At 63.2% G+C, this 21,411-nt stretch carries 22 protein-coding genes; 18 read left to right on the top strand and 4 right to left on the bottom strand.

Annotated elements, in window-relative coordinates; translation table 11 throughout:
- Window positions 1-104: 104 nt before the first annotated feature.
- Window positions 105-2,720, bottom strand: a complete 2,616-nt coding sequence (locus tag E5222_RS09290) for a M14 metallopeptidase family protein (RefSeq protein ID WP_136693479.1) — start codon at window positions 2,718-2,720, stop codon at window positions 105-107.
- A 119-nt stretch (window positions 2,721-2,839) separates the two neighbouring features.
- On the opposite strand from E5222_RS09290, the gene E5222_RS09285 reads away from it, so the two are divergent.
- The 3 genes from E5222_RS09285 (at window position 2,840) to E5222_RS09275 (ending at window position 5,472) form a co-directional block, all read left to right on the top strand.
- The gene (locus E5222_RS09285; protein ID WP_136693478.1) at window positions 2,840-3,631 is read left to right on the top strand and encodes a LysR family transcriptional regulator; all 792 of its coding nucleotides are present in this window, start codon (window positions 2,840-2,842) and stop codon (window positions 3,629-3,631) included.
- Window positions 3,628-4,152 carry a GNAT family N-acetyltransferase gene (locus E5222_RS09280; protein WP_136693477.1) on the top strand — a complete coding sequence of 175 codons (525 nt, stop codon included), beginning with the start codon at window positions 3,628-3,630 and terminating at the stop codon, window positions 4,150-4,152. The genes E5222_RS09285 and E5222_RS09280 overlap by 4 nt, the downstream gene beginning before the upstream one ends.
- Before the next feature lie 81 nt (window positions 4,153-4,233).
- On the top strand, window positions 4,234-5,472 hold the full coding sequence (locus E5222_RS09275; protein ID WP_136693476.1) for a hypothetical protein: 1,239 nt from the start codon (window positions 4,234-4,236) through the stop codon (window positions 5,470-5,472).
- A 73-nt stretch (window positions 5,473-5,545) separates the two neighbouring features.
- Here E5222_RS09275 and E5222_RS09270 read toward each other — a convergent pair whose 3' ends face one another.
- The 3 genes from E5222_RS09270 to E5222_RS09260 all read right to left on the bottom strand — a co-directional run bounded on the left by E5222_RS09270 (window position 5,546) and on the right by E5222_RS09260 (window position 10,346).
- Window positions 5,546-6,805 (bottom strand): hypothetical protein, encoded by a 1,260-nt coding sequence (locus tag E5222_RS09270; RefSeq protein WP_136693475.1) that lies wholly within the window; start codon window positions 6,803-6,805, stop codon window positions 5,546-5,548.
- Between the two features lie 178 nt (window positions 6,806-6,983).
- The gene (locus E5222_RS09265; RefSeq protein ID WP_169053539.1) at window positions 6,984-9,605 is read right to left on the bottom strand and encodes a G8 domain-containing protein; all 2,622 of its coding nucleotides are present in this window, start codon (window positions 9,603-9,605) and stop codon (window positions 6,984-6,986) included.
- A gap of 87 nt (window positions 9,606-9,692) precedes the next feature.
- Window positions 9,693-10,346, bottom strand: coding sequence for a hypothetical protein (locus E5222_RS09260; protein WP_136693473.1), 654 nt, complete (start codon window positions 10,344-10,346; stop codon window positions 9,693-9,695).
- Window positions 10,347-10,658: 312 nt separating this feature from the next.
- Between E5222_RS09260 and E5222_RS09255 the strand changes: the two genes are divergently transcribed.
- The 15 genes from E5222_RS09255 to rplV all read left to right on the top strand — a co-directional run bounded on the left by E5222_RS09255 (window position 10,659) and on the right by rplV (window position 21,410).
- Entirely contained in the window at window positions 10,659-11,177 is a 519-nt protein-coding gene (locus E5222_RS09255) for a response regulator transcription factor (protein WP_136693472.1), read from the top strand.
- A gap of 62 nt (window positions 11,178-11,239) precedes the next feature.
- Window positions 11,240-11,557 carry a hypothetical protein gene (locus tag E5222_RS09250; RefSeq protein WP_136693471.1) on the top strand — a complete coding sequence of 106 codons (318 nt, stop codon included), beginning with the start codon at window positions 11,240-11,242 and terminating at the stop codon, window positions 11,555-11,557.
- 8 nt (window positions 11,558-11,565) lie between these two features.
- The gene (locus E5222_RS09245) at window positions 11,566-12,021 is read left to right on the top strand and encodes a hypothetical protein (protein WP_136693470.1); all 456 of its coding nucleotides are present in this window, start codon (window positions 11,566-11,568) and stop codon (window positions 12,019-12,021) included.
- A gap of 17 nt (window positions 12,022-12,038) precedes the next feature.
- Window positions 12,039-12,557 (top strand): helix-turn-helix domain-containing protein, encoded by a 519-nt coding sequence (locus E5222_RS09240; RefSeq protein ID WP_169053538.1) that lies wholly within the window; start codon window positions 12,039-12,041, stop codon window positions 12,555-12,557.
- Window positions 12,558-12,910: 353 nt separating this feature from the next.
- Window positions 12,911-13,282 (top strand): 30S ribosomal protein S12, encoded by a 372-nt coding sequence (rpsL, locus tag E5222_RS09235; protein WP_136693468.1) that lies wholly within the window; start codon window positions 12,911-12,913, stop codon window positions 13,280-13,282.
- A gap of 25 nt (window positions 13,283-13,307) precedes the next feature.
- Window positions 13,308-13,778 carry a 30S ribosomal protein S7 gene (gene rpsG / locus E5222_RS09230; RefSeq protein ID WP_136693467.1) on the top strand — a complete coding sequence of 157 codons (471 nt, stop codon included), beginning with the start codon at window positions 13,308-13,310 and terminating at the stop codon, window positions 13,776-13,778.
- Window positions 13,779-13,906: 128 nt separating this feature from the next.
- The gene (gene fusA / locus E5222_RS09225) at window positions 13,907-16,000 is read left to right on the top strand and encodes an elongation factor G (protein ID WP_136693466.1); all 2,094 of its coding nucleotides are present in this window, start codon (window positions 13,907-13,909) and stop codon (window positions 15,998-16,000) included.
- Between the two features lie 93 nt (window positions 16,001-16,093).
- Entirely contained in the window at window positions 16,094-17,269 is a 1,176-nt protein-coding gene (gene tuf, locus E5222_RS09220) for an elongation factor Tu (RefSeq protein ID WP_136693465.1), read from the top strand.
- Between the two features lie 328 nt (window positions 17,270-17,597).
- Window positions 17,598-17,909: a 30S ribosomal protein S10 gene (gene rpsJ / locus E5222_RS09215; RefSeq protein WP_034905023.1), complete on the top strand. Its 312-nt coding sequence runs from the start codon at window positions 17,598-17,600 to the stop codon at window positions 17,907-17,909.
- Window positions 17,910-18,163: 254 nt separating this feature from the next.
- Window positions 18,164-18,979, top strand: a complete 816-nt coding sequence (gene rplC, locus E5222_RS09210) for a 50S ribosomal protein L3 (RefSeq protein WP_136693464.1) — start codon at window positions 18,164-18,166, stop codon at window positions 18,977-18,979.
- A gap of 3 nt (window positions 18,980-18,982) precedes the next feature.
- The gene (gene rplD, locus E5222_RS09205; protein ID WP_136693463.1) at window positions 18,983-19,606 is read left to right on the top strand and encodes a 50S ribosomal protein L4; all 624 of its coding nucleotides are present in this window, start codon (window positions 18,983-18,985) and stop codon (window positions 19,604-19,606) included.
- Entirely contained in the window at window positions 19,599-19,910 is a 312-nt protein-coding gene (locus E5222_RS09200) for a 50S ribosomal protein L23 (RefSeq protein ID WP_136693462.1), read from the top strand. The genes rplD and E5222_RS09200 overlap by 8 nt, the downstream gene beginning before the upstream one ends.
- Window positions 19,911-19,914: 4 nt before the next feature.
- Complete coding sequence (rplB, locus tag E5222_RS09195) at window positions 19,915-20,751, top strand: 50S ribosomal protein L2 (RefSeq protein WP_136693461.1); 837 nt, start codon at window positions 19,915-19,917, stop codon at window positions 20,749-20,751.
- Between the two features lie 6 nt (window positions 20,752-20,757).
- On the top strand, window positions 20,758-21,033 hold the full coding sequence (rpsS, locus tag E5222_RS09190) for a 30S ribosomal protein S19 (RefSeq protein ID WP_136693460.1): 276 nt from the start codon (window positions 20,758-20,760) through the stop codon (window positions 21,031-21,033).
- Window positions 21,033-21,410: a 50S ribosomal protein L22 gene (gene rplV / locus E5222_RS09185; protein ID WP_136693459.1), complete on the top strand. Its 378-nt coding sequence runs from the start codon at window positions 21,033-21,035 to the stop codon at window positions 21,408-21,410. Before rpsS ends, rplV begins: the two co-directional genes overlap by 1 nt.
- The last annotated feature ends 1 nt before the right edge of the window (window position 21,411 follow it).

Below are 21,411 nucleotides of genomic sequence, written 5' to 3'. Positions count from 1 at the left end.
AAGCGCGAATGCGCGCCCGCAGCCGGCTCGTAGCCGAGCAGAGCGAATAGCGGTGAGGAAAGCCAGGGGGCGGATGCCCCGCCGGCGCCTGAGGCAACAAACGATTACCTCACCCGCGCCGGAGCAATCAGCACCGCATTGGCGATCAGCATGTCCAGCCCATCGAGATAGCCGCGCTGCGACGGATCATGCGTGAAGCCGATGGCCATGCCGCTGCCGGCAGGCTGCGCGACCATGAAGGGCTTGAACGCCATCTGCCGCCGGTTCTCGTCCCACATATAGCCGCTGGCCAGCAGGTTGCCGGCATCGGCGAAACGCACGACATTGTGGCCGGCATCGCGGCCCAGCGGGGCGAAGATCAAATCGCCGGCGGCAAAGACCACCGGGGCCGCATCGTCATAGCCTGCGGAGAGGAAGACGTTGCGATCGATCGCGGTATTGAGCAGCGCGCCGGGAAGGATATCCGGACGGCGTGAGGGATCGGCGATGGCCTCGCGGTAATCGCCCTCATCCCCGATCTCGCTCCCGGCGACGAGGCGCTCGCTCCCTTCCTCATCCGTGGGATCGGTGCCCAATGCCGTCTCGCGGGCGAGGGCGAAGAGCGCGTTGTCGCCATCGCTGAAGCCCGCCATCGCATCTCCCAGCACCACTACCACGCCGCCATTGCGGGCATAGGAAGCAATGGCGGAGCGGCCATCATTGCCCAGCGCGCGGCCATAATTGCCATCGGGCACCAGCAGCACCTGGAAGGCGGATAGCACGGATGGATCGACGCTGCCCGTGCGGATCGGCGCCACCGCGATGCCCAGCCGCTGTTCGAGCACATAGCGCATCGCGCCCGCCGAAAGCGGGTTCACCCCGTCGTCCCACAGCATGGCGACGCGCGGCATGGTCAGCCGCACGAACTTGTCGCTGCCGAGATTGGGCCCGCTATCGACCCAGCCGCTGTCGAGCGCGATGACTTCCGCGCCGATGCGCGATGCCAGCATGGTCAGCTCGTCGATCTTCTCCGCATTGTCGCCGCGGGAGAAGACGACGCTGCCGCGCGGGAAGCTTTCCGCGCCTGCGGTAAAGGCCGTGTCGGACGTGCGGCCCACCAGCCCGGCGCGCAGCGCTTCGGCAACGAGGCGCACCTGACCGCTATCGGTCCAGCGCACGGCAAGGCCGAAGGCACCCGGCGCATCGGCGCGGGCGGTCACCGGATCCTCGGCCGAAATCGCGCTGCCGGTGGCTGCAGAGCCGCATAGTGCGACGTCGAGCCCGCTCATCATGCCGACCGACCATGCGGTGGTGTCGTAGAGCTCGTGCGGCAGGTCCGCATCGCGCCGGGCTTCCTGTCCGGCGATATAGTCCGCCGGAAGATCCGTCGTCGCATCGAGCAGGCTGCGGATCAGCCGCGCAGCGCCCTGGCTGCGGCTGACCGCGAGATAGCCCGCCGGATAGCGCCTGCCGCAAGCCGTGGCGGGGCCGGCCACGCGCGACACCGCAATCCCCTGGAAGGCGAGGCGGCGCGCCAGCTGTTCGGCATTCCAGCGCTTCTGCGACAGGTCGATCACATAGGTGCCGGTGCCCGCGCCACCGCTTATCGCGCTGCGGCGATAGGCGGCATAGTCGTTGAGGAACAGGTTCGGGTTCTCGGCCACGGTCTGCGCGGTCGCCAGCGTGGAGAGGAAGTGGTTACGCACGCCATCGGCATAGGTCAGCATGGTGCCGTCCTTGCGCTCCCACACAAGGCCGCGCGCGCTCGCCTGCTCGAAAGTCATCGCGATCGATCCGTTCAGCGTGGGCCAGGTGTCGCCATAGCCGGGATAGAAGGCGTCGAAGACCTCACGGGTGAAATAGGGCTGGCCGAAACGGTCCATCCACGTGGCGATATTGCGGCCGAGCAGCATCTGCTTGTCGCGCTGGTCCTGCGGGATATGTGGGTTGAAGGGATCGGCGGAAGGCGGGAAGAAATAACTCTCATCCCCGCCCATCTCATGCGCATCGACCAGCACCACCGGATGCCAGTCCCGCACCGCGGCCACCTTGCCGCGCGTTTCGGGCTGGGTAAGGGCGAACCAGTCGCGGTTCAGGTCGAAAAGGTAGTGGTTGGTGCGCCCGCCGGGCCAGGGCTCGTCATGCCCCGCCGTGCCGCGATCGCCAAAGGCCTGGATGCCCAGCTGCTGGCGGTATTCATGCACGAAGCGCGCGCGGCCATCGGGGTTCTGGCTGGGATCGATCACCACGATGGTGTTGGCCATGATGGCATCGACGATGGCGTCTCCCTCGCTCGCCAGCAGATGATAGGCGAGCGACAGCGCCGCGTCGGTGGAGGAAATCTCGTTCCCGTGCACGCCATAGGTGAGCCAGGTGACGGGGAGGATATTGGCGAGCTGCGCGGGCGGGGTGCCGTTGCCCAGCCGCGTCAGGTCGGCCTGCACCGCCTCGAGCCGCGCCATGTTGTCCGCGCTCGTTACCACGGCATAGACTAGCGGGCGGCCTTCCCAGCTGGTGGCATATTCAAAGATCCGGAAACGGTCTGGTGCGGCCTCGGCCAGCGCCTCGAAATAGGCGACGGCCTGTTCCGGCGGAGTGATCCGCGCGCCGCTACGATGGCCGGCCACCTGCTCCAGAGTGGGAATGTCCTCGGCGAAGGTGCCGTCCAGCATGCTTTGCGCATGGGCGGGGCTGGCGAGGGCGAGCAGGGAGAAGGCGGCAGCGGCGAGGAAGCGGATCATTCAGTGCTCCGGCTGTGAGAGTGGAACTGTGGTCCTGTCGTTTCGCCTGCAACGGGTCAAGCCTTTCGCGCGCGTGGTGCTTGCCCCGGCAACGGCTGGCGACTACATCGCGCCTTCCGATGAAGCGTACACACCTTCCCCTCAACGCCCTGCGCGTGTTCGATGCCGCCGCGCGGCACCTCAGCTTTACCCGTGCTGCGGACGAGCTGGCGGTGACGCCTGCTGCCGTCGGTCAGCAGATCCGCGCGCTGGAAGATGTGCTGGGCGTGGTGCTGTTCCGCCGCACTTCCAAGGGCCTGGAACTGACCGACGAGGCTGTGGCCGGGCTTGATCCCTTGCGCGAAGGCTTCCTGCGTTTCGAGGAAAGCGTGCAGGCGATGCAGGCGGGGCAGTCCTCCTCCAACTACACCATTGCCGTGCCGCGCGAATTCTATGCCCAGTGGCTGGCGCCGCGCCTTGCCGCCTTCCGCGCCGAGAACCCGGAGGTCCGCTACCAGCTGATCGCCGATGAGGACGCCGATTTCACCGAGGCCAATCTCGATGTCGCCATTCGCCTCGTCGAAGGGCCGGGCGAGCATGAGGGTGTACAGCTGGCGCCCGGCTGCCGCGTGACCGTCGCCACGCCCGATGCCGCCGATGGCTGGATCAGCTGGCCCGCTTTCCCCGCGCCGGAGGGTGAGGACGTGTTGTTGCAGGTCGGTAATGCCGGACAGGCGCTGTCCTCCGCGCTTGCAGGCCTGGGCCGTGCGACCATGCCCTATCCGCTGGTGGCAGAGGCGCTGGAGAACGGCCGCTTGGTCAAGCTGGACGAAGAAGAGGATTGCCGCCGCGCCTACTGGCTCATCGCCCCGCGTCCGCAGTGGCGGCAGAAGAAGGTGAAGGCGCTCGTTAGCCATTTGGTCGGCGAGTGACCGAAGTCCCCACGCTCACCACCGAACGCTTCACCATGCGGCCTGCGCAAGCCGGCGACGAGCATGCGCTGTTTCCCGCCTACAGCGATCCTGGCCACATGCGCTATTGGAGCCGCGCGCCCTTTGCGGATGTCGAGAGCTTTCGCGAATACCTGTTCGATCCGAATAGCGGCGGGCGCACATGGATTCCCGTTCCGCATGGTGGCGGCGATCCGGTGATGACCGTCTATGCCGGCGCCCGGCTCGAAGGCGTGTTCGAGATCGGCTACATGATCCTTCCCAACATGCAGCGGCAGGGCATTGCCCGCGAATGTGTTTCCGCGCTGGTCACCCATCTCTTCCGCAGCGAGGGCGCGCATCGCCTGTTTGCCGATATCGATCCGCGCAACACGGCCAGCAACCGCCTCGTCCGCAGCCTCGGCTTTACGCGCGAGGCGCATCTGCGCGATGCGATGAAGACGCATATCGGCTGGTGCGACACCTGGCTGTGGGGCCTCCTCGAAGATGAATGGCCGCACTAGGCGGCATTAAGCTTTGACCTGCTAAGGCAAACATGCTGCCTGTGGGGCTGGCCTTTGGGCATGAATTTTAAGGGGACTGTCATGACAATTGCATGGAGCAAGGCCGCGCTGCTGCTGGCTTCGGCCGCGCTGCTCACACCGCTTGCTGCCACTGCACAGGTGCGCGATCTCGATGGAGAGGTAAGCGATGTGCTGACATTCGAAGGCGCGGTGGAAGGCGCGCCGGTTGTCTATCGCTACACGATGGCGCCGGGCACTTCGCTGCAGGTGGATGTCATGCCCACCGGTGACAGCGCGCTCGATCCGACGCTGACAATCACCGATGCCGCCACGGGCGAAGTGCTGGTGGAGGATGATGACGGCGGCGTGGGCCTTGGCTCGCGCGGCAGCGTCTATTCGGCAAATGGCCAGCAGGTCGAGATTGCCGTCAGCGCCTATGACCTCTTTTCCGAGAATGAGACCGGCGGCGCTTTCCAGCTGGTCCTGCGGCCCGGCACGGTCGCACCCCGGGCGATCCAGCCCATTGCCTTCGGTGGCAAGGAAGGCGGCGAACTGACGGCGGGCGGGCGCCACCTCTACACCATCACCGGTGAGGCAGGTCAGTTGGTTGAGGCGGCTCTCATCGCCGACGATGACACGCTCGATCCGCTGCTTTCGATCTACAAAGGCAGCGGCGACCAGGGCGAAGAACTGGACAGCAATGACGATGGCGGCGGCGGGCTCAATTCGCTGCTGCGCTTGGTGCTGCCCGAAAGCGGAACCTATACAATCGCCACGCAGGCCTATGGTGACAGCTTTGGCCATTACACTTTGCGCCTCGCTGAACCGCGCACCCACACCATCCAGTCACCGCAGCAGGTGCTGGGCCTGGGCGAGCGTGTCGGCGGCTATCTCGGCACCGGTTATGAGACCGGGTCGCTCGATCCGTCCGAAATCACCTACCAGCTGACGCCCGAGGTCATCACGGCCATCCGCCGCGGCAAGGGCGAGGTGACGGTGAACCTCACCACGCCGCTGTTCGAGGACGAGGATTTCCCGAGCGGGGTCGATCCCTTCCTGGAACTCGGCTTCGAAAGCCCGCTCGGCTTTGCCAGCATGATGAGCGACGACGATGGAGGCGAGGAGCTGAATTCGCGCATCGCCATCGACCTCTCCCCGCTGGCAGAGGACGGCGACTGGCTGGAGCGGCTGCGCATCCGCGCCAGCTCGATCGGACAGGGCGGTGCGTTCGAGATCGAACTGGTCGAAGGCATGCAGGAGGTCTCTTCCCATGAGTGGGAAGGGGACGAGTATCCCATCCCCGAAGAAGCGACCGAATAACCGCAACGGCAATGAAAAAGGGCCGCTCCCGGTGACGGGGGCGGCCCTTTTCATGTGGTCCTGCCGGGCTGGATCAGCCGGCTTCTTCCTCATCATCCGAAGGCGGCGGGGGCGGGCCAAAGCCGGGGCGCGGGCCGACGCCGGGATCCCAGTCGAAAGGCTGGGCGAAGCGGCTGCGGTCGTCATTCTCGGCCGTCACCGGCTCTTCCTCGCCGCGCGCAATGCGCTCCTGCTGGGCACGGCTCGCGCTGATATAGTCGCGCGGCATGTAATTACCCTCGTGGCAGGCATATTCGAAGAACTGGTAGTCATTGTCCCGCGCCCATTCGATGCGCGTCGTCCACGGCTCGGTATAGACCTCGGGATCCGAATAGGTGAGCTCGTGCACGATGGTGTCGGCATCGGTCATGGTCAGCCGCTCCACCGTCATCGCCTGCGTGCTCATCGGCACGGTGTTGAAGGCGGGCACGTCCAGCGTGCCGGTGAATTGCGTCGCCATGTTGAGCGGGGAGGCGGAGCGCTTCGACACGTCCTCGGTCGCGGCATCGCCGGAGACGATATTGGTCGTCTCGATCACCAGCGTCTTGCCTTCCCACCAGCCGCGCGAATTGCCCATCCAGGCTTCCACGTTCTCGTCCCACTTGGCGGCGTGGGCCGCTTCCTCGCTGTCATAGATCTTGACCACGCGTGTGCCGAGCATTTCGAGCACGATGGTCATGTATCCAGGGCTCTGGAACACGCGGATGCCGTTATTGTAGCGGAACGGGTACATGGAGGCAGGATAGCCGCGCGACACGCAGCGGTCCCAGCTGTCGAAATCGTCCACCCAGTCATAGCCCTGGCCGGGGACCCAGCCGGAACGGCCGGCGCGGAACAGTTCCATCGCATGCGGCGTCAGGTCGGGCAGCTGGCCGTCGGCGGGCGAAACCAGCATGGAAGTGCGCTTGCCGAAGTTCTGCTTGAGGAACCATGCCTCAAGCCCCTCGGTACCACCGGCGCCGATGCCGCTTTCGTTCGCCTGGGTGAAGTTGCCGTCATTGCCGCGCGCGGACTGCAGGCGGCGTTCGAACTCCTCGTCCGTCACCCAGAAGCGCATCCCGTACTGCTCGGGGCGCTGGAACAGGATGCGGCCGTTATTGATCGGCTCGATCGGCCATGTGCCGGTGAAGTCGTAATCGCCCCAAGGCAGGCGGTCCGGCGTATAGTCGGTCGGTACCGGCGGCAGGACAGTCAGGTCGTCCGGCCTCTCCTGCGCCTGTGCAGGTGCGGCAAGGACGATTGCGGCGCTGGCCGCGGCGATGGCAACTGAAGATAGAAGACCTTTGCGGGTCATAGATTGGGCTCCCTTCCCAAGGTGATTTTGACCGGTAGGTTAAGGGAGTTTGCGCCCGCTTGCCAGAGGGCAGGTTGATATTGTCTGTATCATTTTGTCGTCGCGCACCGCAGAGGCGACGCCCGCAACGGCCCCGGCGCCGGGGCGGTTGCGCTCCCGGCCTTCCATCGGACGCGACTTACCTCGCGACTTCGAGCCGGGCTCCTGCGTCGAAGGCGCCGCCGGGGCCGGTGCCGACCGTGCTCACGCCGAAGCCGGGCCTGCCGATCTGGACGCTGTTGCCAGCGCCATTGTCGACCACCAGCTTGGCCCAGAGCGTGCCGTCACCTTTGAACCAGGAGGTCTCGCCAGCATCGCGCAGCGCATCGAGGCTCGATGCTTCAACGCCGCCGACGGGCGTGGTGAAGCCCGGCATCTCGAAGATGACCCACGAACCGTCTTCCATTTCACGCAAGGTGAGCGTGAGCTCCTCCCGGCTGGTTTCGATCCGGACATCGGCTCCGCTGCGGATCGTGGTCTGGCCGGTATATTCCCACCGCCTGCCATTGCGGCTGAGCATGATCGGGTCGGTGATCGGCGCATTGCCGAAGCCCATGCTGCCACCAACGCCGAAATGGCCGAAATCACCGCGGCACACGGCCGCACCCCATTCGGGCTTGATCTCGCAAGCCTCCTCGTCCGAGGCGATGCCATTATCGAGCACGATATAGGAATCGGGCACCCCGCCGACAGAACCGTCCCTGTCGTGGATCGTCGCGCCCCGCCAGGCATTCGCCCGTCCGAGGTCGGAGGCCCAGCGGCGCACATAGGGCGGGAAGCTGACCGGCTTGGAATTGACGAAGCTCGCGCCTTCGATGGCGTTCTCCGTGCTCATGCCGAAGCTGGTGTACATGAGGTAGGAGATCGCCCCCGCATCGCGCGTGTCGTTCGGCGCGAAGTTCAGGAAGGCGGTGTTCTCCACATCGTGGCGCATGTCGTAATATTCATAGCCGCGGATGGGGAAATCGGGGAGGTCGTTGGGCAGGCTGCGGCCATAAGCGATCTCCGCCGGCGTGGCGGGATTGCCGATATTGTCGCTCTCGCCCACGAAGATCGAATCGACCACCTTGGAGGTGTAGGCCGCGCGGCCGACCGCGGATGCGGCATGCGTGTAGCCGATGGCATTGTCCGCCACGCGCAGATTGGTGAACAGGTGCAACTCACCACGGCCCCAGACCGCGCCATTGCGGTTCTTGTAGGCGGTGAAGTCCTCGAAATGCGACACCAGCGGCTCGCTGTCCGGATCGGCCGGGTCGGCGGTGGGGAAGTGGTAGTTGCTGCCGCCGACGCTGAACGTGTTGTCGGGATTGGGGCCCCGGTCGAACATGAAGCCATCGTAATTGGAGTGCGAGACATTGCCCTTGAACTCGCGCACCCTTGTGCGGCGCGGCCAGGTGCTCGCGCTGATTTCGGTGCCTTCGAACTGGCCCGTCGGGTGGACCGGCAGGGCGAACCAGAAGCCCACCGCGTCCGAACCTGCGGCGACATTGTCGCGATAGACATTGTCCGGATTGGTGATCCAGAAGGTGGAGGCCGTGTTGTCGGAAGCGATCAGGATGTGCTCGGAGCTCTGGCCGTTCGAGCCGAATTCCGACGCCAGCGCCGATCCTGCGGGGCCGAGATTGGTCGGGTCGCAAGGAAGGGTCGGGTGGCACTTGGTCATGATGCCGAGGTTGCGGATGAACTGGTTGCCCGTCTCCACCGCATCCTCGAGGAAGAAGCAGTGGCCCACGGTGTCGAAGGTCACGTTGTTCTCCACCCGCACATTGTTGGTGCCATGCACCGTCACGCAGCGGCTGTAGGTGTTATGGATGGCGGAGTTTTGGATATACTGCCCCTGGCCTTCACCGACGAGGTGCCAGTGCATCGGGTAGCGGGCGAGCGTCAGGTGCTGGCCCATCCGGGTCAGCTCGACGCCGGAGACGTGGACATCGGGATTGAGCATGGCCATGATGTGGCCGCCGAAATAGCTCTCGTCCGCATCCTCGGAGGCCTGGATGCGGATATTGCGCGTCAGCAGGCCGACTTCGCCGCGCTGGTCGACGCCGAAGGTGATCTCGCCGAAATGCATGTAGTCGAGCGGGGCATCGAGCGTGATCGCATTGCCGTCGATCGCGGCGATGCTGCGCTTTTCGGCCTGGCGCGGATTGAAGTCGGTGGAGGCGAGGACGATCTCGTCGCCCACCCGCCAGTCGCTCGCATCCAGCACCTCGATCCGGGCGCTGCCGGCCTCGGCGGTGCTGGCGAGCTTGGTCCAGGTATGCTCGCGGTCGCCGTGGAGGCTCAGCGTGCCGCCCATCAGCATGATGCCGCGGTCGCCCATCGTGTTGATGTCCTCGCCCGGCACCGTGTCGGTGAGGGTGATGGTGGCCTTGTGCGTGTAGGGAGCCTCCTCGCTGCCGATATGCAGCTCGCCCCGGCGCAGGTAGATCCAGTCGGTCTCCAGCGAGAGGTCGCGGTCGTCGGCAAAGCGCAGCGCGCCGTCGATGGTGAGGCTACGCAGGGCAGGCGGGCTGACGTCGAGCACCATTTCCGTGCCCCGCTCGATCATCACCGCATCGCCTGCGCCCGGCACCTTGCCATCGGGCCAGGAGGCGGGGTCGGACCACAGCAGGCGCCGCATCTCCCCCGCAGGCGCATCCCCGCCCATATCCGCATGGTTGTGAGCGTCCTGGGCCTGGGCAGCAGACCCGGCGCCGAGCAACAGCGACACGGGCAGCAGCAGTGAACACAGGAACAGGCGCGCTTGCTTGGCCATCATCATCATCCCCTCAACCGGGACTTTTCGTCCCGCGCTTCTCTCCGAGAGGCAGTGTGCAACGGATGGCGCGCTTTGCCAAGTTCCCCGTCAGTCGCCGCGCAAATCGGGCAGGGCGATCACATTCTCCCCCGCATTCTCCCCGGCCTTGGCGATCATCGCGTCGAGCTTGGCGTTGAGGCTCCGCAGCACCGCGTCCTCGTCCTCCTGCGTTTCCGCACGGACCTCCTCCAGCACATCGCGGCGGATCCTTTCGTAGAGCGGATGGCCGGGGCCGATATCGGCGCCATAGCGATGCGCCCTCCGGTGGCGCAGCAGGAACATGACGAGGCTTTCATTGTGCCGCCGCTCGGTCCCGATCAGCTTGCCGGAGGAGACCACCAGCCGCTCCTCCCCCTCGATCGCACGGGCGAGCGCGCAGTCCTCCAGCCGGGCGACGCCGCGATCCACCGCCGCATCCCAGGCGGCATCGAACTCCTCCGCACCCGGCCGCTTGCGCAGCTTGTAGAGCGCCTCCATCGAAGCCCCGATATGCCGCGCCGCCTGGTTGACGATGCCGGTGGCGGCGAGATGCGCGATAAAGGCCCGCTGCCGCTCCGGCCCGATGGAATTGCGCCGCGGCCGCTTGTGCGGAACGGGCGTGAAGGAAAGCAAGGGATCGTCCGCCGAGGGCAGCTCCCCATTGCGCGTGGTCATGTAGGACGTCCCCTGACGGGGTGTTTTGCGGGTGTTGGGCGTGCTCATGCCCGACAAGTGCTCCAGCGGCAAAGCTGTAGGAAAGAGGTAAAGTGCCGACCACAAGCAACCCTTTATAAGCAACTCCCCGATGCATGCTCCCAGTGCAGGAAAAATCCTATATGCGCTGATTTCGGCGTCAAGTGTAAGAGAAGTTTGTTGGTCGATATAGGAAAAATACATCAAAATTCTGTACCGAGTCGGTCTTGCACGCTTGTGTAACGGGTAACAGGCGTTATCGTCTCTCAACGTCGCAACGCACCATGACCGGCGCTGCTTTGGGGGGCGCCGGTTAAATGGAGCAAAGGAAACAGGGGCAACATGACGTCAGCCGATGCGGACGAATCGAAAGCCTTGCTTGGCAGCCTTACCGCCAGGCAAAGGCAGGTGCTGGATCTCCTGCTGCAACACAAGACTTCCAAGGAAATGGCTCGCGAACTCGGTATATCGCCGCATACCGTCGATCAGAGGGTCCGTTTCGCCAAGGAGAAACTTGGAGTTGAGCGGAGAAGTGACTTGGCGACCGCCTACCGCGATATTCTACGTATATGCGAAGAAACCATATATGAAGAATCGCGTATCGGGTCGCGTGCTATCCCACTGCAAGACGGAGCCGGGCCGAGCGATCGTCCTGACTTGATAGTTGGTTCGCCGCCAATATCCGGGGCGCGGGGATCGACTGACGAGTCAGCCGATGGTCGTTTGGTTCCGGCGATTCTCGAGGGGCCATCAGGGGTCTTGTTGAGAGTGGGGGCCGTCTTCTTCATTGCTGCTGCCGTGATCATTATCGGGATCGGCGGACTGGCCGTGCTCGAACAGCTTTCACGTCTCCTCAAGTGAAGGGTTCTTCGGCTTCGCTGGGTCAAACATCTGACCGGATACTCGAGTGCGGAGGCATACGAATGACAATGACAAAAAAGGTCGCAACCATGCGCATTACCGACGAATTGCGTGAGGCCGAGGTCGCTATCGACGAAGCGCTGTTGCGGCAATCCGCGCTACTGACCGAACTGGTCCGGGCGCGCATGGCTACCGAAGAACGCAACTGGGTGGGGCAGGCTGAGATCATGCGCCTGATCAAGGCGCAGCAGGCGGTTACCTCATCGGCGAACGACCTTGCTCGCGTCCACGGCGGCCTGTTGAAGATTGGCCAGGAAAAGGGCCTGATCGAGGATTGCCCGGAAAAGGGACCGATCAAGGGCTTGTCCGAAGCGGCATAGGATTCAACTTGGCAATGGTCGTTGTACAGATCCTGAAGCTCGGTCTTGTCGGCGTCTGCCTGTGGAGTCTGTGGAAGGGAGGGCTGCCCGAAAAGTTCGGTGCTGCCCTCCTACTGTCGGTGTTCGTCGCCAAGCGGTTTTTTGCCGCAATCGGCTACGGTATCGATTTCATCGAGGTTGACGGAGTTCACCTCTCTTTAGCGGGTCTCTTGTTCGCCTGTTCTCTGGCGCTCGCAATTCAATCCAATCGCATATGGCCGCTTTTTTTTGCGGCTTTCTCGTTGATTGAGCTCGCCGGACACGTTGCGGTGGTCATAACGGAACAAGGGATCAACTGGGCATATTGGGGTATGACACAGGGGCCGATTATCGTGCAGGGGGTCACGCTGGGTTTGGGGACCTTGGCCTACCTTGCGAGGGTACGCAAAGGAGTGGTGGCGCGCGAATGGCGCCAGCCGTCTTAGTTATAAGAAGACAAGATATGGATGAAGTTATCGACGAGAAGGGCGACGCATTGCTCGATCGTCTGGCTGAAAACTGGACCCCGCGCGAGATGCGCGACCTGGCTTCCACACTACTCCGCCTGGCGGATTCCCTCGATCAGGATTGGGAGCCGCCGCAGTCGAAATCCATCTTCCGTTGGCCCAATGCGCTGACGCGGATCGAGAAGAACGCGCTCAATCTCGCGATGAAGGCACGCCTGATTTACGACAGTCGTCGCAAACGGCGCGAGCTCATTCCGGCGGAATATCTGGGCGAGCCGGCATGGGATATGCTGCTGGAACTGTTCATGCAGTATTCCGGCGGGGCCAAGGTTTCGACCAGCAGCCTGTGCATCGCCTCCGACTGCCCGCAAAGCACGGCGCTGCGCTACATCGCGGAGCTGGAGAAGGGCGGGATGGTCAAGCGATCAAGTTCACATCACGACAAACGCGTCAACTTCGTCGAGCTTACCGACAAGGGGATTATCGCGGTAGGAACCTATCTGGATCAGCATTAGCTGTCGCCCACTTGACCAACTCCCCATTCCCCACTAAAGGCGCGCCATCCGAAACGGGGGTCTCCTCCGCAACGGCCATATAGAGCTGAACATTGCCGGTTCTGTCCTGTGGGATATCCGGGGCCTTCGCGGGGCAACTCGCCAGGCTCCTTTTTCATTGGGGCGGCCGTCAAAGTAACCCGGTGCCATCGCGCACCAGGTGGAGCGTTTCAGGCTCGTGGGGATGACGCCTTGCGGCGGCTCCCATGTCTCGCTGGATCCCCGCCTTCGCGGGGATGACGAAAGCGGGTCACACGATCCCGATACATTCCACCTGATGCCGGCGGCACCTTCAACCAAGGTGAAGTCATTTAATGCCTACTATCAACCAGCTTGTCCGCAAGCCGCGCCAGCCGATCGTGAAGAAGAGCAAGTCCGCGGCGATGGAGCAGAGCCCGCAGAAGCGTGGCGTTTGCACCCGCGTCTATACGACCACGCCGAAGAAGCCGAACTCGGCCCTTCGCAAGGTTGCCAAGATCCGCCTGACCAACCAGCGCGAAGTCATCGCCTATATCCCGGGCGAGGGTCACAATCTGCAGGAACACTCCGTGGTGCTGATCCGCGGCGGCCGTGTGCGCGACCTTCCCGGTGTGCGTTACCACGTGCTGCGCGGCGTGCTCGACACGCAGGGTGTCAAGGACCGTCGTCAGAGCCGTTCGAAGTACGGCGCGAAGCGTCCTAAGTAAGCTTTTCGGGATAAGGAATTAAAATATGTCACGTCGTCGTCGTCCCGAGAAGCGGGAAATCCTGCCTGATCCCAAGTTTGGTGATGAGGTCCTGTCCAAGTTCATGAACAACCTCATGCTGGACGGTAAGAAGGCCGTTGCCGAAAAGATCGTCTATGGCGCTCTCGACACGGTCGAAGCCAAGGCGAAGGGCAACCCCGTGGAAGTGTTCCACGAGGCCCTGAACAACATCAAGCCGCAGGTCGAAGTCCGCAGCCGCCGTGTTGGTGGTGCGACCTACCAGGTGCCGGTCGAGGTTCGTCCCGAGCGTGCGCAGGCTCTCGCCATCCGCTGGCTGATCGGCGCTGCCCGCGGCCGTGCGGAAACCACCATGGCCGCCCGTCTTTCGGGTGAGCTGATGGATGCCGCCAACAACCGCGGCAATGCCGTGAAGAAGCGCGAAGACACGCACCGCATGGCGGACGCCAACCGCGCCTTCTCGCACTATCGCTGGTAACCGGCGCGAGGCTGCATGAAGGCTCGTCGACCCGCTCGCCCTGAGCCTGTCGAAGGGTCTTCAAGCGGTCACATTGCATACTATATGGGGCGCGAGACAATCGTCCCCGCAAATTCGAGGAATTGAACATGGCCCGCGACTATCCGCTGGAGCGCTATCGCAATATCGGCATCATGGCGCACATCGATGCCGGCAAAACCACGACTACCGAGCGTATCCTCTACTACACCGGCAAGTCCTACAAGATCGGCGAAGTGCACGATGGTGCCGCGACGATGGACTGGATGGAGCAGGAGCAGGAGCGCGGGATCACCATCACGTCGGCTGCGACCACGACCTTCTGGAAGGCCGAGGACGGGCAGGGCGAAGAGCACCGCATCAACATCATCGACACGCCCGGACACGTCGACTTCACCATTGAAGTCGAACGCTCGCTGCGCGTGCTCGACGGCGCGGTCGCCGTGTTTGACGGCGTTGCCGGCGTGGAGCCGCAGTCCGAGACTGTGTGGCGCCAGGCCGACAAGTATAAAGTTCCGCGCATGTGCTTCGTGAACAAGTTGGACCGTACCGGTGCCGACTTCTATTACTGCGTTGACAGTATTGTCGAACGCCTCGGTGCCAACCCTCTCGTCCTTTACCTGCCGATCGGTGCGGAAAGCGACCTGAAGGGCGTTGTAGACCTCGTCAACAACCGCGGTATTGTCTGGGAAGACGAGAGCCTGGGTGCCACCTTCAACTATGTCGATATCCCCGAGGATCTCGCCGACAAGGCTGCCGAATATCGCGAAAAGCTGATCGAGACTGCTGTTGAGCAGGACGACGAAGTGATGGAAGCCTATCTGGAAGGCAATGAGCCCGATGCTGCGACGCTGAAGCGCCTGATCCGCAAGGGCACGCTGAACCAGAGCTTCGTGCCCGTGCTGTGTGGCTCGGCCTTCAAGAACAAGGGCGTCCAGCCGCTGCTCGACGCCGTTGTCGACTACATGCCTGCGCCGACCGACGTTCCGGCGATCAAGGGCGTGCTGCCCGACAGCGACAAGGAAGAGACGCGCCCGTCTTCGGACAGCGAGCCCTTTGCTGCGCTGGCCTTCAAGATCATGAACGATCCCTTCGTGGGCTCGCTGACCTTCACGCGCATCTATTCGGGCAAACTGGCCAAGGGTTCCTACCTGAACTCGGTCAAGGACAAGCGCGAGAAGATCGGTCGCATGCTGCTGATGCACTCCAACAACCGCGAGGACATCGAAGAGGCATATGCCGGCGATATCGTGGCGCTGGCCGGCCTGAAGGAAACGACGACCGGTGACACGCTGTGCGATCCGGCCAAGCCGATCATCCTGGAGCGCATGGAGTTCCCCGAGCCGGTTATCGAGCTGTCGGTGGAGCCGAAGACCAAGGCTGACCAGGAAAAGATGGGCGTCGCCCTCAACCGCCTCGCAGCCGAGGATCCGTCCTTCCGCGTTTCGACCGATCACGAATCGGGCCAGACGATCATCAAGGGCATGGGCGAGCTGCACCTCGACATCTTGGTCGACCGCATGAAGCGTGAATTCAAGGTGGAAGCCAATGTCGGCGCGCCTCAGGTGGCCTATCGCGAATATCTCGGCCGCGAGATCGAGGTCGACTATACCCACAAGAAGCAGTCGGGCGGTTCCGGCCAGTTCGGCCGCGTCAAGGTTGTGGTCACCCCCGGTGAACGCGGTCAGGGCTTCCTGTTCGAGGACGAGATCAAGGGCGGCAACATTCCGCGCGAATACATCCCGGCCATCGAAAAGGGTTTCCGCGAGCAGGCTGAAAGCGGCTATCTCGTCGGCTTCCCGATCATCGACTTCACGGTTCGCTTGGTCGACGGTGCCTACCATGACGTCGACTCGAGTGCCGTGGCGTTCGAAATCGCCGGCCGTGGCGCGATGCGCGAAGTGGCGGAACGGGCCGGCATCAAGCTGCTCGAACCGATCATGAAGGTGGAGGTCATCACGCCCGAGGATTACCTCGGCGACGTGATCGGCGACCTCAACTCCCGCCGTGGCCAGATCCAGGGTACCGACACGCGCGGCAATGCGCAGGCCGTCGAGGCATTCGTGCCGCTGGCCAACATGTTCGGCTATGTGAACGAACTGCGTTCGTTCACCCAGGGCCGCGCCCAGTACAGCATGCAGTTCTCCCATTATGACGAGGTGCCGGCGAATGTCGCTGCCGAGGTCAAGGAGAAGCTTGCGTAAGCTTGGCTCAACGTCTAGGGGCGGGCGCCTGATTCAGCGGGTGCCCGCCTGATCTTTCAGAAATCAGATTCGAACAAAGAAGGTTATTGAAAAATGGCGAAGGAAAAATTCGAGCGGAACAAGCCGCACTGCAACATCGGCACCATCGGTCACGTCGACCACGGCAAGACCACGCTGACTGCTGCAATCACCAAGGTCCAGGGCGCTGCCGTGGACTTCGCGAACATCGACAAGGCTCCCGAAGAGCGCGAGCGTGGCATCACCATCTCGACCGCTCACGTCGAGTATGAAACCGATGCGCGTCACTATGCGCACGTCGACTGCCCGGGCCACGCCGACTACGTGAAGAACATGATCACCGGCGCTGCCCAGATGGACGGCGCGATCCTGGTTGTGAACGCTGCTGACGGCCCCATGCCGCAGACCCGCGAGCACATCCTGCTGGCCCGTCAGGTCGGTGTGCCGGCTCTGGTCGTGTATATGAACAAGGTCGACCAGGTCGACGACGAGGAAATCCTCGAGCTGGTCGAGCTGGAAATCCGCGAGCTGCTGAGCTCCTATGACTTCGATGGCGACAACATTCCGATCATCAAGGGTTCTGCCCTGGCTGCTCTGGAAGGTCGTGACGAAGCCATCGGTGAAAACTCGATCAAGGAACTGATGAAGGCTGTTGACGAGTATATCCCGCAGCCGGAACGCCCGGTCGATAAGCCCTTCCTGATGCCGATCGAGGACGTGTTCTCGATCTCCGGTCGCGGCACCGTGGTGACCGGTCGTGTGGAATCGGGCGTGGTGAACGTTGGCGACGAAGTCGAAATCGTCGGCATCAAGGACACCCAGAAGACCACCGTCACTGGCGTGGAAATGTTCCGCAAGCTGCTTGATCGCGGCGAAGCTGGCGACAACATCGGCGCCCTGATCCGCGGCATTGGCCGTGAAGAAGTCGAGCGTGGCCAGGTTCTGGCCAAGCCGGGTTCGGTCACGCCGCACACCGAGTTCAGCGCCGAAGTCTACGTGCTGTCGAAGGACGAAGGTGGCCGTCACACGCCGTTCTTCGCCAACTACCGCCCGCAGTTCTACTTCCGCACCACGGACGTGACCGGGGAAGTGATCCTTCCCGAAGGCACCGAAATGGTGATGCCGGGCGACAACGTGACCATCTCGGTCAAGCTGATCGCTCCGATCGCCATGGACGAAGGCCTGCGCTTCGCTATCCGCGAAGGCGGCCGCACCGTCGGCTCGGGCGTTGTGTCGAAGATCACCAAGTAATCTTCGCGCGACAGCGCACAGGAATTCAGGGCCCGCTCCTCGCAAGAGGGGCGGGCCCTTTCCTTTAAGTGAGGGCGGTCGCGAAAACGCTTCGTCCCGCCCAGTTGGAGAACCGGCAAGTTTTGGCGGTTTTCGGGGTTGTCTTTCGGGTCACTCACCCGTATACGCGCGCCCACAGCAGGAGATTCGTCGGCTTTGGCGAATTTCCAGCGCAACGAATTTCAGTTAAGGCCGCCCGTTCCGGGAAACCGGGCAATAGCGGGGCCGGCCTTTGTTTTTTGGAAGCGCCGCAAGGCTCTTCTTGGCTCTTTCGCATCGGTAGTAGGACATGGAAGCTCAGAATATCCGCATTCGCCTGAAGGCGTTTGACCATCGCGTACTCGACCAGGCCACTGGCGAGATCGCCGATACCGCCCGTCGCACGGGCGCGCTGATCCGGGGTCCCATTCCTCTTCCGACGCGCATTGAGAAGTTCACCGTGAACCGCGGCCCGCATATCGACAAGAAGTCGCGCGAGCAGTTCGAGGTGCGCACCTACAAGCGGCTGCTGGACATCGTGCAGCCCAACGCCCAGACGGTCGACGCGCTGATGAAGCTCGACCTGGCCGCTGGCGTGAATGTCGAGATCAAGCTGGCCTAAGCCAACTGTCTCACGGTCCGCGGCCCGGACCCTAAACCGGCCGAGAATTTCAGGGGCGCTCGATGGCCCCGCGCCGATCGCAAGAATGGCGCAAGACATTGGGATACCGCCGGACAGGATCCGGGCTGCGTCCCCCGTCTCGCTCTCTTCCGCAAGGGGAGGGCACTTCAGCCCGGACGGGGCGATGCATCACATTTTGGGCTGAGCAAGCACCCTGGGATGGGCCCTGGGTGCCTCTGTAAGGAGTTTGCATCATGCGTACTGGCGTGATCGCGAAGAAAGTCGGGATGACCCGCCTGTTCCAGGAAGATGGCCGGCACGTGCCTGTCACCGTCCTGGCACTGGAAGGCTGCCAGGTCACCGCTCACCGTACGGCAGATCGTGACGGCTATTATTCCGTGCAGGTCGGTGCCGGCGAAGCGAAGCACAAGAACGTCAACAAGCCGCAGCGCGAAGCTTTCGCCAAGGCTGAAGTCGGTCTGAAGCAGAAGGTCGCCGAATTCCGCGTCGAGAATGAAGATGGCCTGCTTCCGGTTGGCTCCACCATTTCTGCCGAGCACTTCATTGCCGGCCAGAAGGTGGACATCACCGGTCACACGCAGGGCAAGGGCTTTGCCGGCGCCATGAAGCGCTGGGGCTTCGGTGGCCTGCGCGCTACCCACGGCGTTTCGATCAGCCACCGTTCGCACGGTTCGACGGGTAACCGCCAGGATCCGGGCAAGGTGTTCAAAGGCAAGAAGATGGCCGGCCACATGGGCGACCGTCAGCGCACCCAGCAGAACCTCGAAGTGGTTCGCACCGATGCCGACCGCGGCCTGATCTTCGTGAAGGGCTCTGTCCCCGGCTCGAAGAATGGCTGGCTGCTGGTTCGCGATTCCGTGAAGGTTGCCATGCCCGAGGGACTGCCGTTCCCGGGTGCTGTGCTGGACCTGAACGCTCCGAAGGAAGAAGCTGCTCCGGTTGAGGCCGAGGTGGAGACCACCGCAGCCGTCGAAGCGACCGAAGCTCCGGCTCAAGAAACCAACGCGCCCGAAGCCGATGCCGGCTCGGACGAGAACAAGGAGGGCTGATCCGTGAAGGTGAAGGTCCAGAAAATCGACGGCAAGGCGTCTGGCGACATCGAACTGAACGATGCCGTCTTTGGCGTGGAGCCGCGCGCGGACATCCTGCACCGCGTTGTCACCTGGCAGCTGGAAAACCGCCGTGGCACTGCCCGCCCGACGCGTGAGCGTTCGGACGTGGCCCGCACCGGTGCGAAGTGGGGCCGCCAGAAAGGTGGCGGCCGCGCTCGTCACGGTGACCGTGCCGCGCCGATCTTTATCGGTGGTGGTAAGGCTCACGGTGCCCGCAAGCGTGACTTCCAGCAGTCGCTGAACAAGAAGCTGCGCGCGCTCGGCCTGAAGATGGCGCTCTCCAGCAAGGCGAAGGACGGCCTCGTCGTCGTCGACAGCCTGGAGCTGAAGGACGCCAAGACCAAGGCACTGGTCAATGCATTCGGCAAGAATGGCTGGAACGGCAAGGTCCTCTTCATCGACGGCGAAGCCGTGGATGACGGTTTCCGCCGCGCTTCGGCCAACCTGCCGGGCGTCAACGTGCTGCCGGCCGCTGGTGCCAATGTCTATGACATCCTCAATCACGACACGCTGGTCCTGACCAAGGCTGCTGTCGAAAAGCTGGAGGCGCGTTTCAATGGCTAAGAAGAGCGCAATCGACGCCCGTCACTATGACGTGATCGTCGCCCCGCACATCACCGAAAAGGCGACCCTTCTCTCCGAGAACAACGCGGTTGTCTTCAAGGTGGCGAATGACGCGACCAAGCCGCAGATCAAGGAAGCGGTCGAGGCCTTGTACGACGTCAAGGTCAAGGGCGTGAACACGATCGTCCAGAAGGGCAAGAGCAAGCGCTGGAAGGGCAAGCCCTACAAGCGCTCCGACATGAAGAAGGCGATTGTCACGCTGGTCGAAGGCCAGATGATCGACATCACCGAAGGCGTGAGCTGATCCCATGGCACTGAAGAACTACAACCCGACCAGCCCGGCCCGTCGTGGCCTGGTCCTCGTCGACAAGTCCGGGCTCTACAAGGGCAAGCCGGTCAAGTCGCTGACGCAGGGCAAGACCAAGACCGGTGGCCGCAACAACAAGGGTCACGTGACCTCGCGCGGCAAGGGTGGCGGTCACAAGCAGAAGTACCGCTTCATCGACTTCAAGCGTCGCAAGTGGGACGTCGAGGGCACCGTGGAACGGATCGAATACGATCCCAACCGCACCGCCTTCATCGCGCTGATCAAGTATGACGATGGCGAGCTTGCCTACATCATCGCGCCCAACCGCCTCGCTCCCGGTGACAAGATCGTCGCCGGCGAGAAGACGGACACCAAGCCGGGCAATGCGATGCTGCTGGGCCAGATGCCGGTCGGCACCATCTGCCACAATGTGGAGATGAAGCCGGGCAAGGGCGGCCAGATCGCTCGCTCCGCCGGTGCCTATGTGCAGTTGGTCGGTCGCGACCGCGGCATGGTCATCGTGCGCCTGAACAGCGGTGAGCAGCGTTACCTGCGCGCCGATTGCATGGGTACGGTTGGCGCGGTGTCGAACCCCGACAACCAGAACCAGAACCTGGGCAAGGCCGGCCGCAAGCGCTGGATGGGCGTGAAGCCGCTTACTCGCGGTGTCGCCAAGAACCCGGTCGATCACCCGCATGGTGGTGGTGAAGGCCGCACCAGCGGTGGCCGTCACCCGGTTACCCCGTGGGGCAAGCCGACCAAGGGCGCCCGCACCCGCAAGAACAAGCAGACGGACAAGATGATCATCCGTTCGCGCCACGCGAAGAAGAAGAGGTAAGGACACATGGCACGTTCCGTCTGGAAGGGTCCGTTCGTCGATCTTCACCTGCTGAAGAAGGCGCAGGAAGCCCAGGAAGCCAACAACACGAAGCCGATCAAGACCTGGTCGCGTCGTTCCACCGTGCTTCCCGATTTCGTTGGCCTGACGTTCAACGTCTACAATGGCCAGAAGTTCATTCCCGTCTCTGTCAACGAGGAGATGGTCGGTCACAAGCTTGGTGAATTTGCGCCCACGCGCAGCTTCCCGGGCCACGCCGCCGACAAGAAGGGTAAGCGCTGATGAGCAAGCAGAAAGCCCCCCGCCGCGTCGCCGATAACGAGGCGCTGGCCGTTGGCACCACCATTCGCGGTTCGGCCCAGAAGCTGAACCTGGTGGCCGCTCTGATCCGTGGCAAGAAGGCCGAGGATGCGATGAACATCCTCACCTTCTCCAAGCGCGCCATGGCACGCGATGCCAAGAAGGTGCTGGAATCGGCGATCGCCAATGCGGAGAATAACCACGACCTGGATGTCGACGCGCTCGTCGTCGCCGAAGCCAGCGTCGGCAAGTCCGTCACCATGAAGCGTTTCGCGACGCGCGGCCGTGGCAAGTCCACCCGCATCCTCAAGCCGTTCAGCCGGCTGCGGATCGTCGTTCGCGAGCAAGAGGAGGCCTGAT

It is taken from the genome of Alteraurantiacibacter aquimixticola, from assembly GCF_004965515.1.
Classification (GTDB): domain Bacteria; phylum Pseudomonadota; class Alphaproteobacteria; order Sphingomonadales; family Sphingomonadaceae; genus Alteraurantiacibacter; species Alteraurantiacibacter aquimixticola.
Note: the sequence above shows the minus strand (reverse complement) of the source record. Positions and strands in the feature narration are given on the sequence as shown.

Coding starts and splice junctions, on each gene's coding strand:
- E5222_RS09290 (WP_136693479.1), bottom strand. CDS start 2,720: ATGATCCGCTTCCTCGCCGCTGCCGCCTTCTCCCTGCTCGCCCTCGCC.
- E5222_RS09285 (WP_136693478.1), top strand. CDS start 2,840: ATGAAGCGTACACACCTTCCCCTCAACGCCCTGCGCGTGTTCGATGCC.
- E5222_RS09275 (WP_136693476.1), top strand. CDS start 4,234: ATGACAATTGCATGGAGCAAGGCCGCGCTGCTGCTGGCTTCGGCCGCG.
- E5222_RS09270 (WP_136693475.1), bottom strand. CDS start 6,805: ATGACCCGCAAAGGTCTTCTATCTTCAGTTGCCATCGCCGCGGCCAGC.
- E5222_RS09265 (WP_169053539.1), bottom strand. CDS start 9,605: ATGATGGCCAAGCAAGCGCGCCTGTTCCTGTGTTCACTGCTGCTGCCC.
- E5222_RS09260 (WP_136693473.1), bottom strand. CDS start 10,346: ATGAGCACGCCCAACACCCGCAAAACACCCCGTCAGGGGACGTCCTAC.
- E5222_RS09255 (WP_136693472.1), top strand. CDS start 10,659: ATGACGTCAGCCGATGCGGACGAATCGAAAGCCTTGCTTGGCAGCCTT.
- E5222_RS09250 (WP_136693471.1), top strand. CDS start 11,240: ATGACAATGACAAAAAAGGTCGCAACCATGCGCATTACCGACGAATTG.
- E5222_RS09240 (WP_169053538.1), top strand. CDS start 12,039: ATGGATGAAGTTATCGACGAGAAGGGCGACGCATTGCTCGATCGTCTG.
- rpsL (WP_136693468.1), top strand. CDS start 12,911: ATGCCTACTATCAACCAGCTTGTCCGCAAGCCGCGCCAGCCGATCGTG.
- rpsG (WP_136693467.1), top strand. CDS start 13,308: ATGTCACGTCGTCGTCGTCCCGAGAAGCGGGAAATCCTGCCTGATCCC.
- fusA (WP_136693466.1), top strand. CDS start 13,907: ATGGCCCGCGACTATCCGCTGGAGCGCTATCGCAATATCGGCATCATG.
- tuf (WP_136693465.1), top strand. CDS start 16,094: ATGGCGAAGGAAAAATTCGAGCGGAACAAGCCGCACTGCAACATCGGC.
- rpsJ (WP_034905023.1), top strand. CDS start 17,598: ATGGAAGCTCAGAATATCCGCATTCGCCTGAAGGCGTTTGACCATCGC.
- rplC (WP_136693464.1), top strand. CDS start 18,164: ATGCGTACTGGCGTGATCGCGAAGAAAGTCGGGATGACCCGCCTGTTC.
- E5222_RS09200 (WP_136693462.1), top strand. CDS start 19,599: ATGGCTAAGAAGAGCGCAATCGACGCCCGTCACTATGACGTGATCGTC.
- rplB (WP_136693461.1), top strand. CDS start 19,915: ATGGCACTGAAGAACTACAACCCGACCAGCCCGGCCCGTCGTGGCCTG.
- rpsS (WP_136693460.1), top strand. CDS start 20,758: ATGGCACGTTCCGTCTGGAAGGGTCCGTTCGTCGATCTTCACCTGCTG.
- rplV (WP_136693459.1), top strand. CDS start 21,033: ATGAGCAAGCAGAAAGCCCCCCGCCGCGTCGCCGATAACGAGGCGCTG.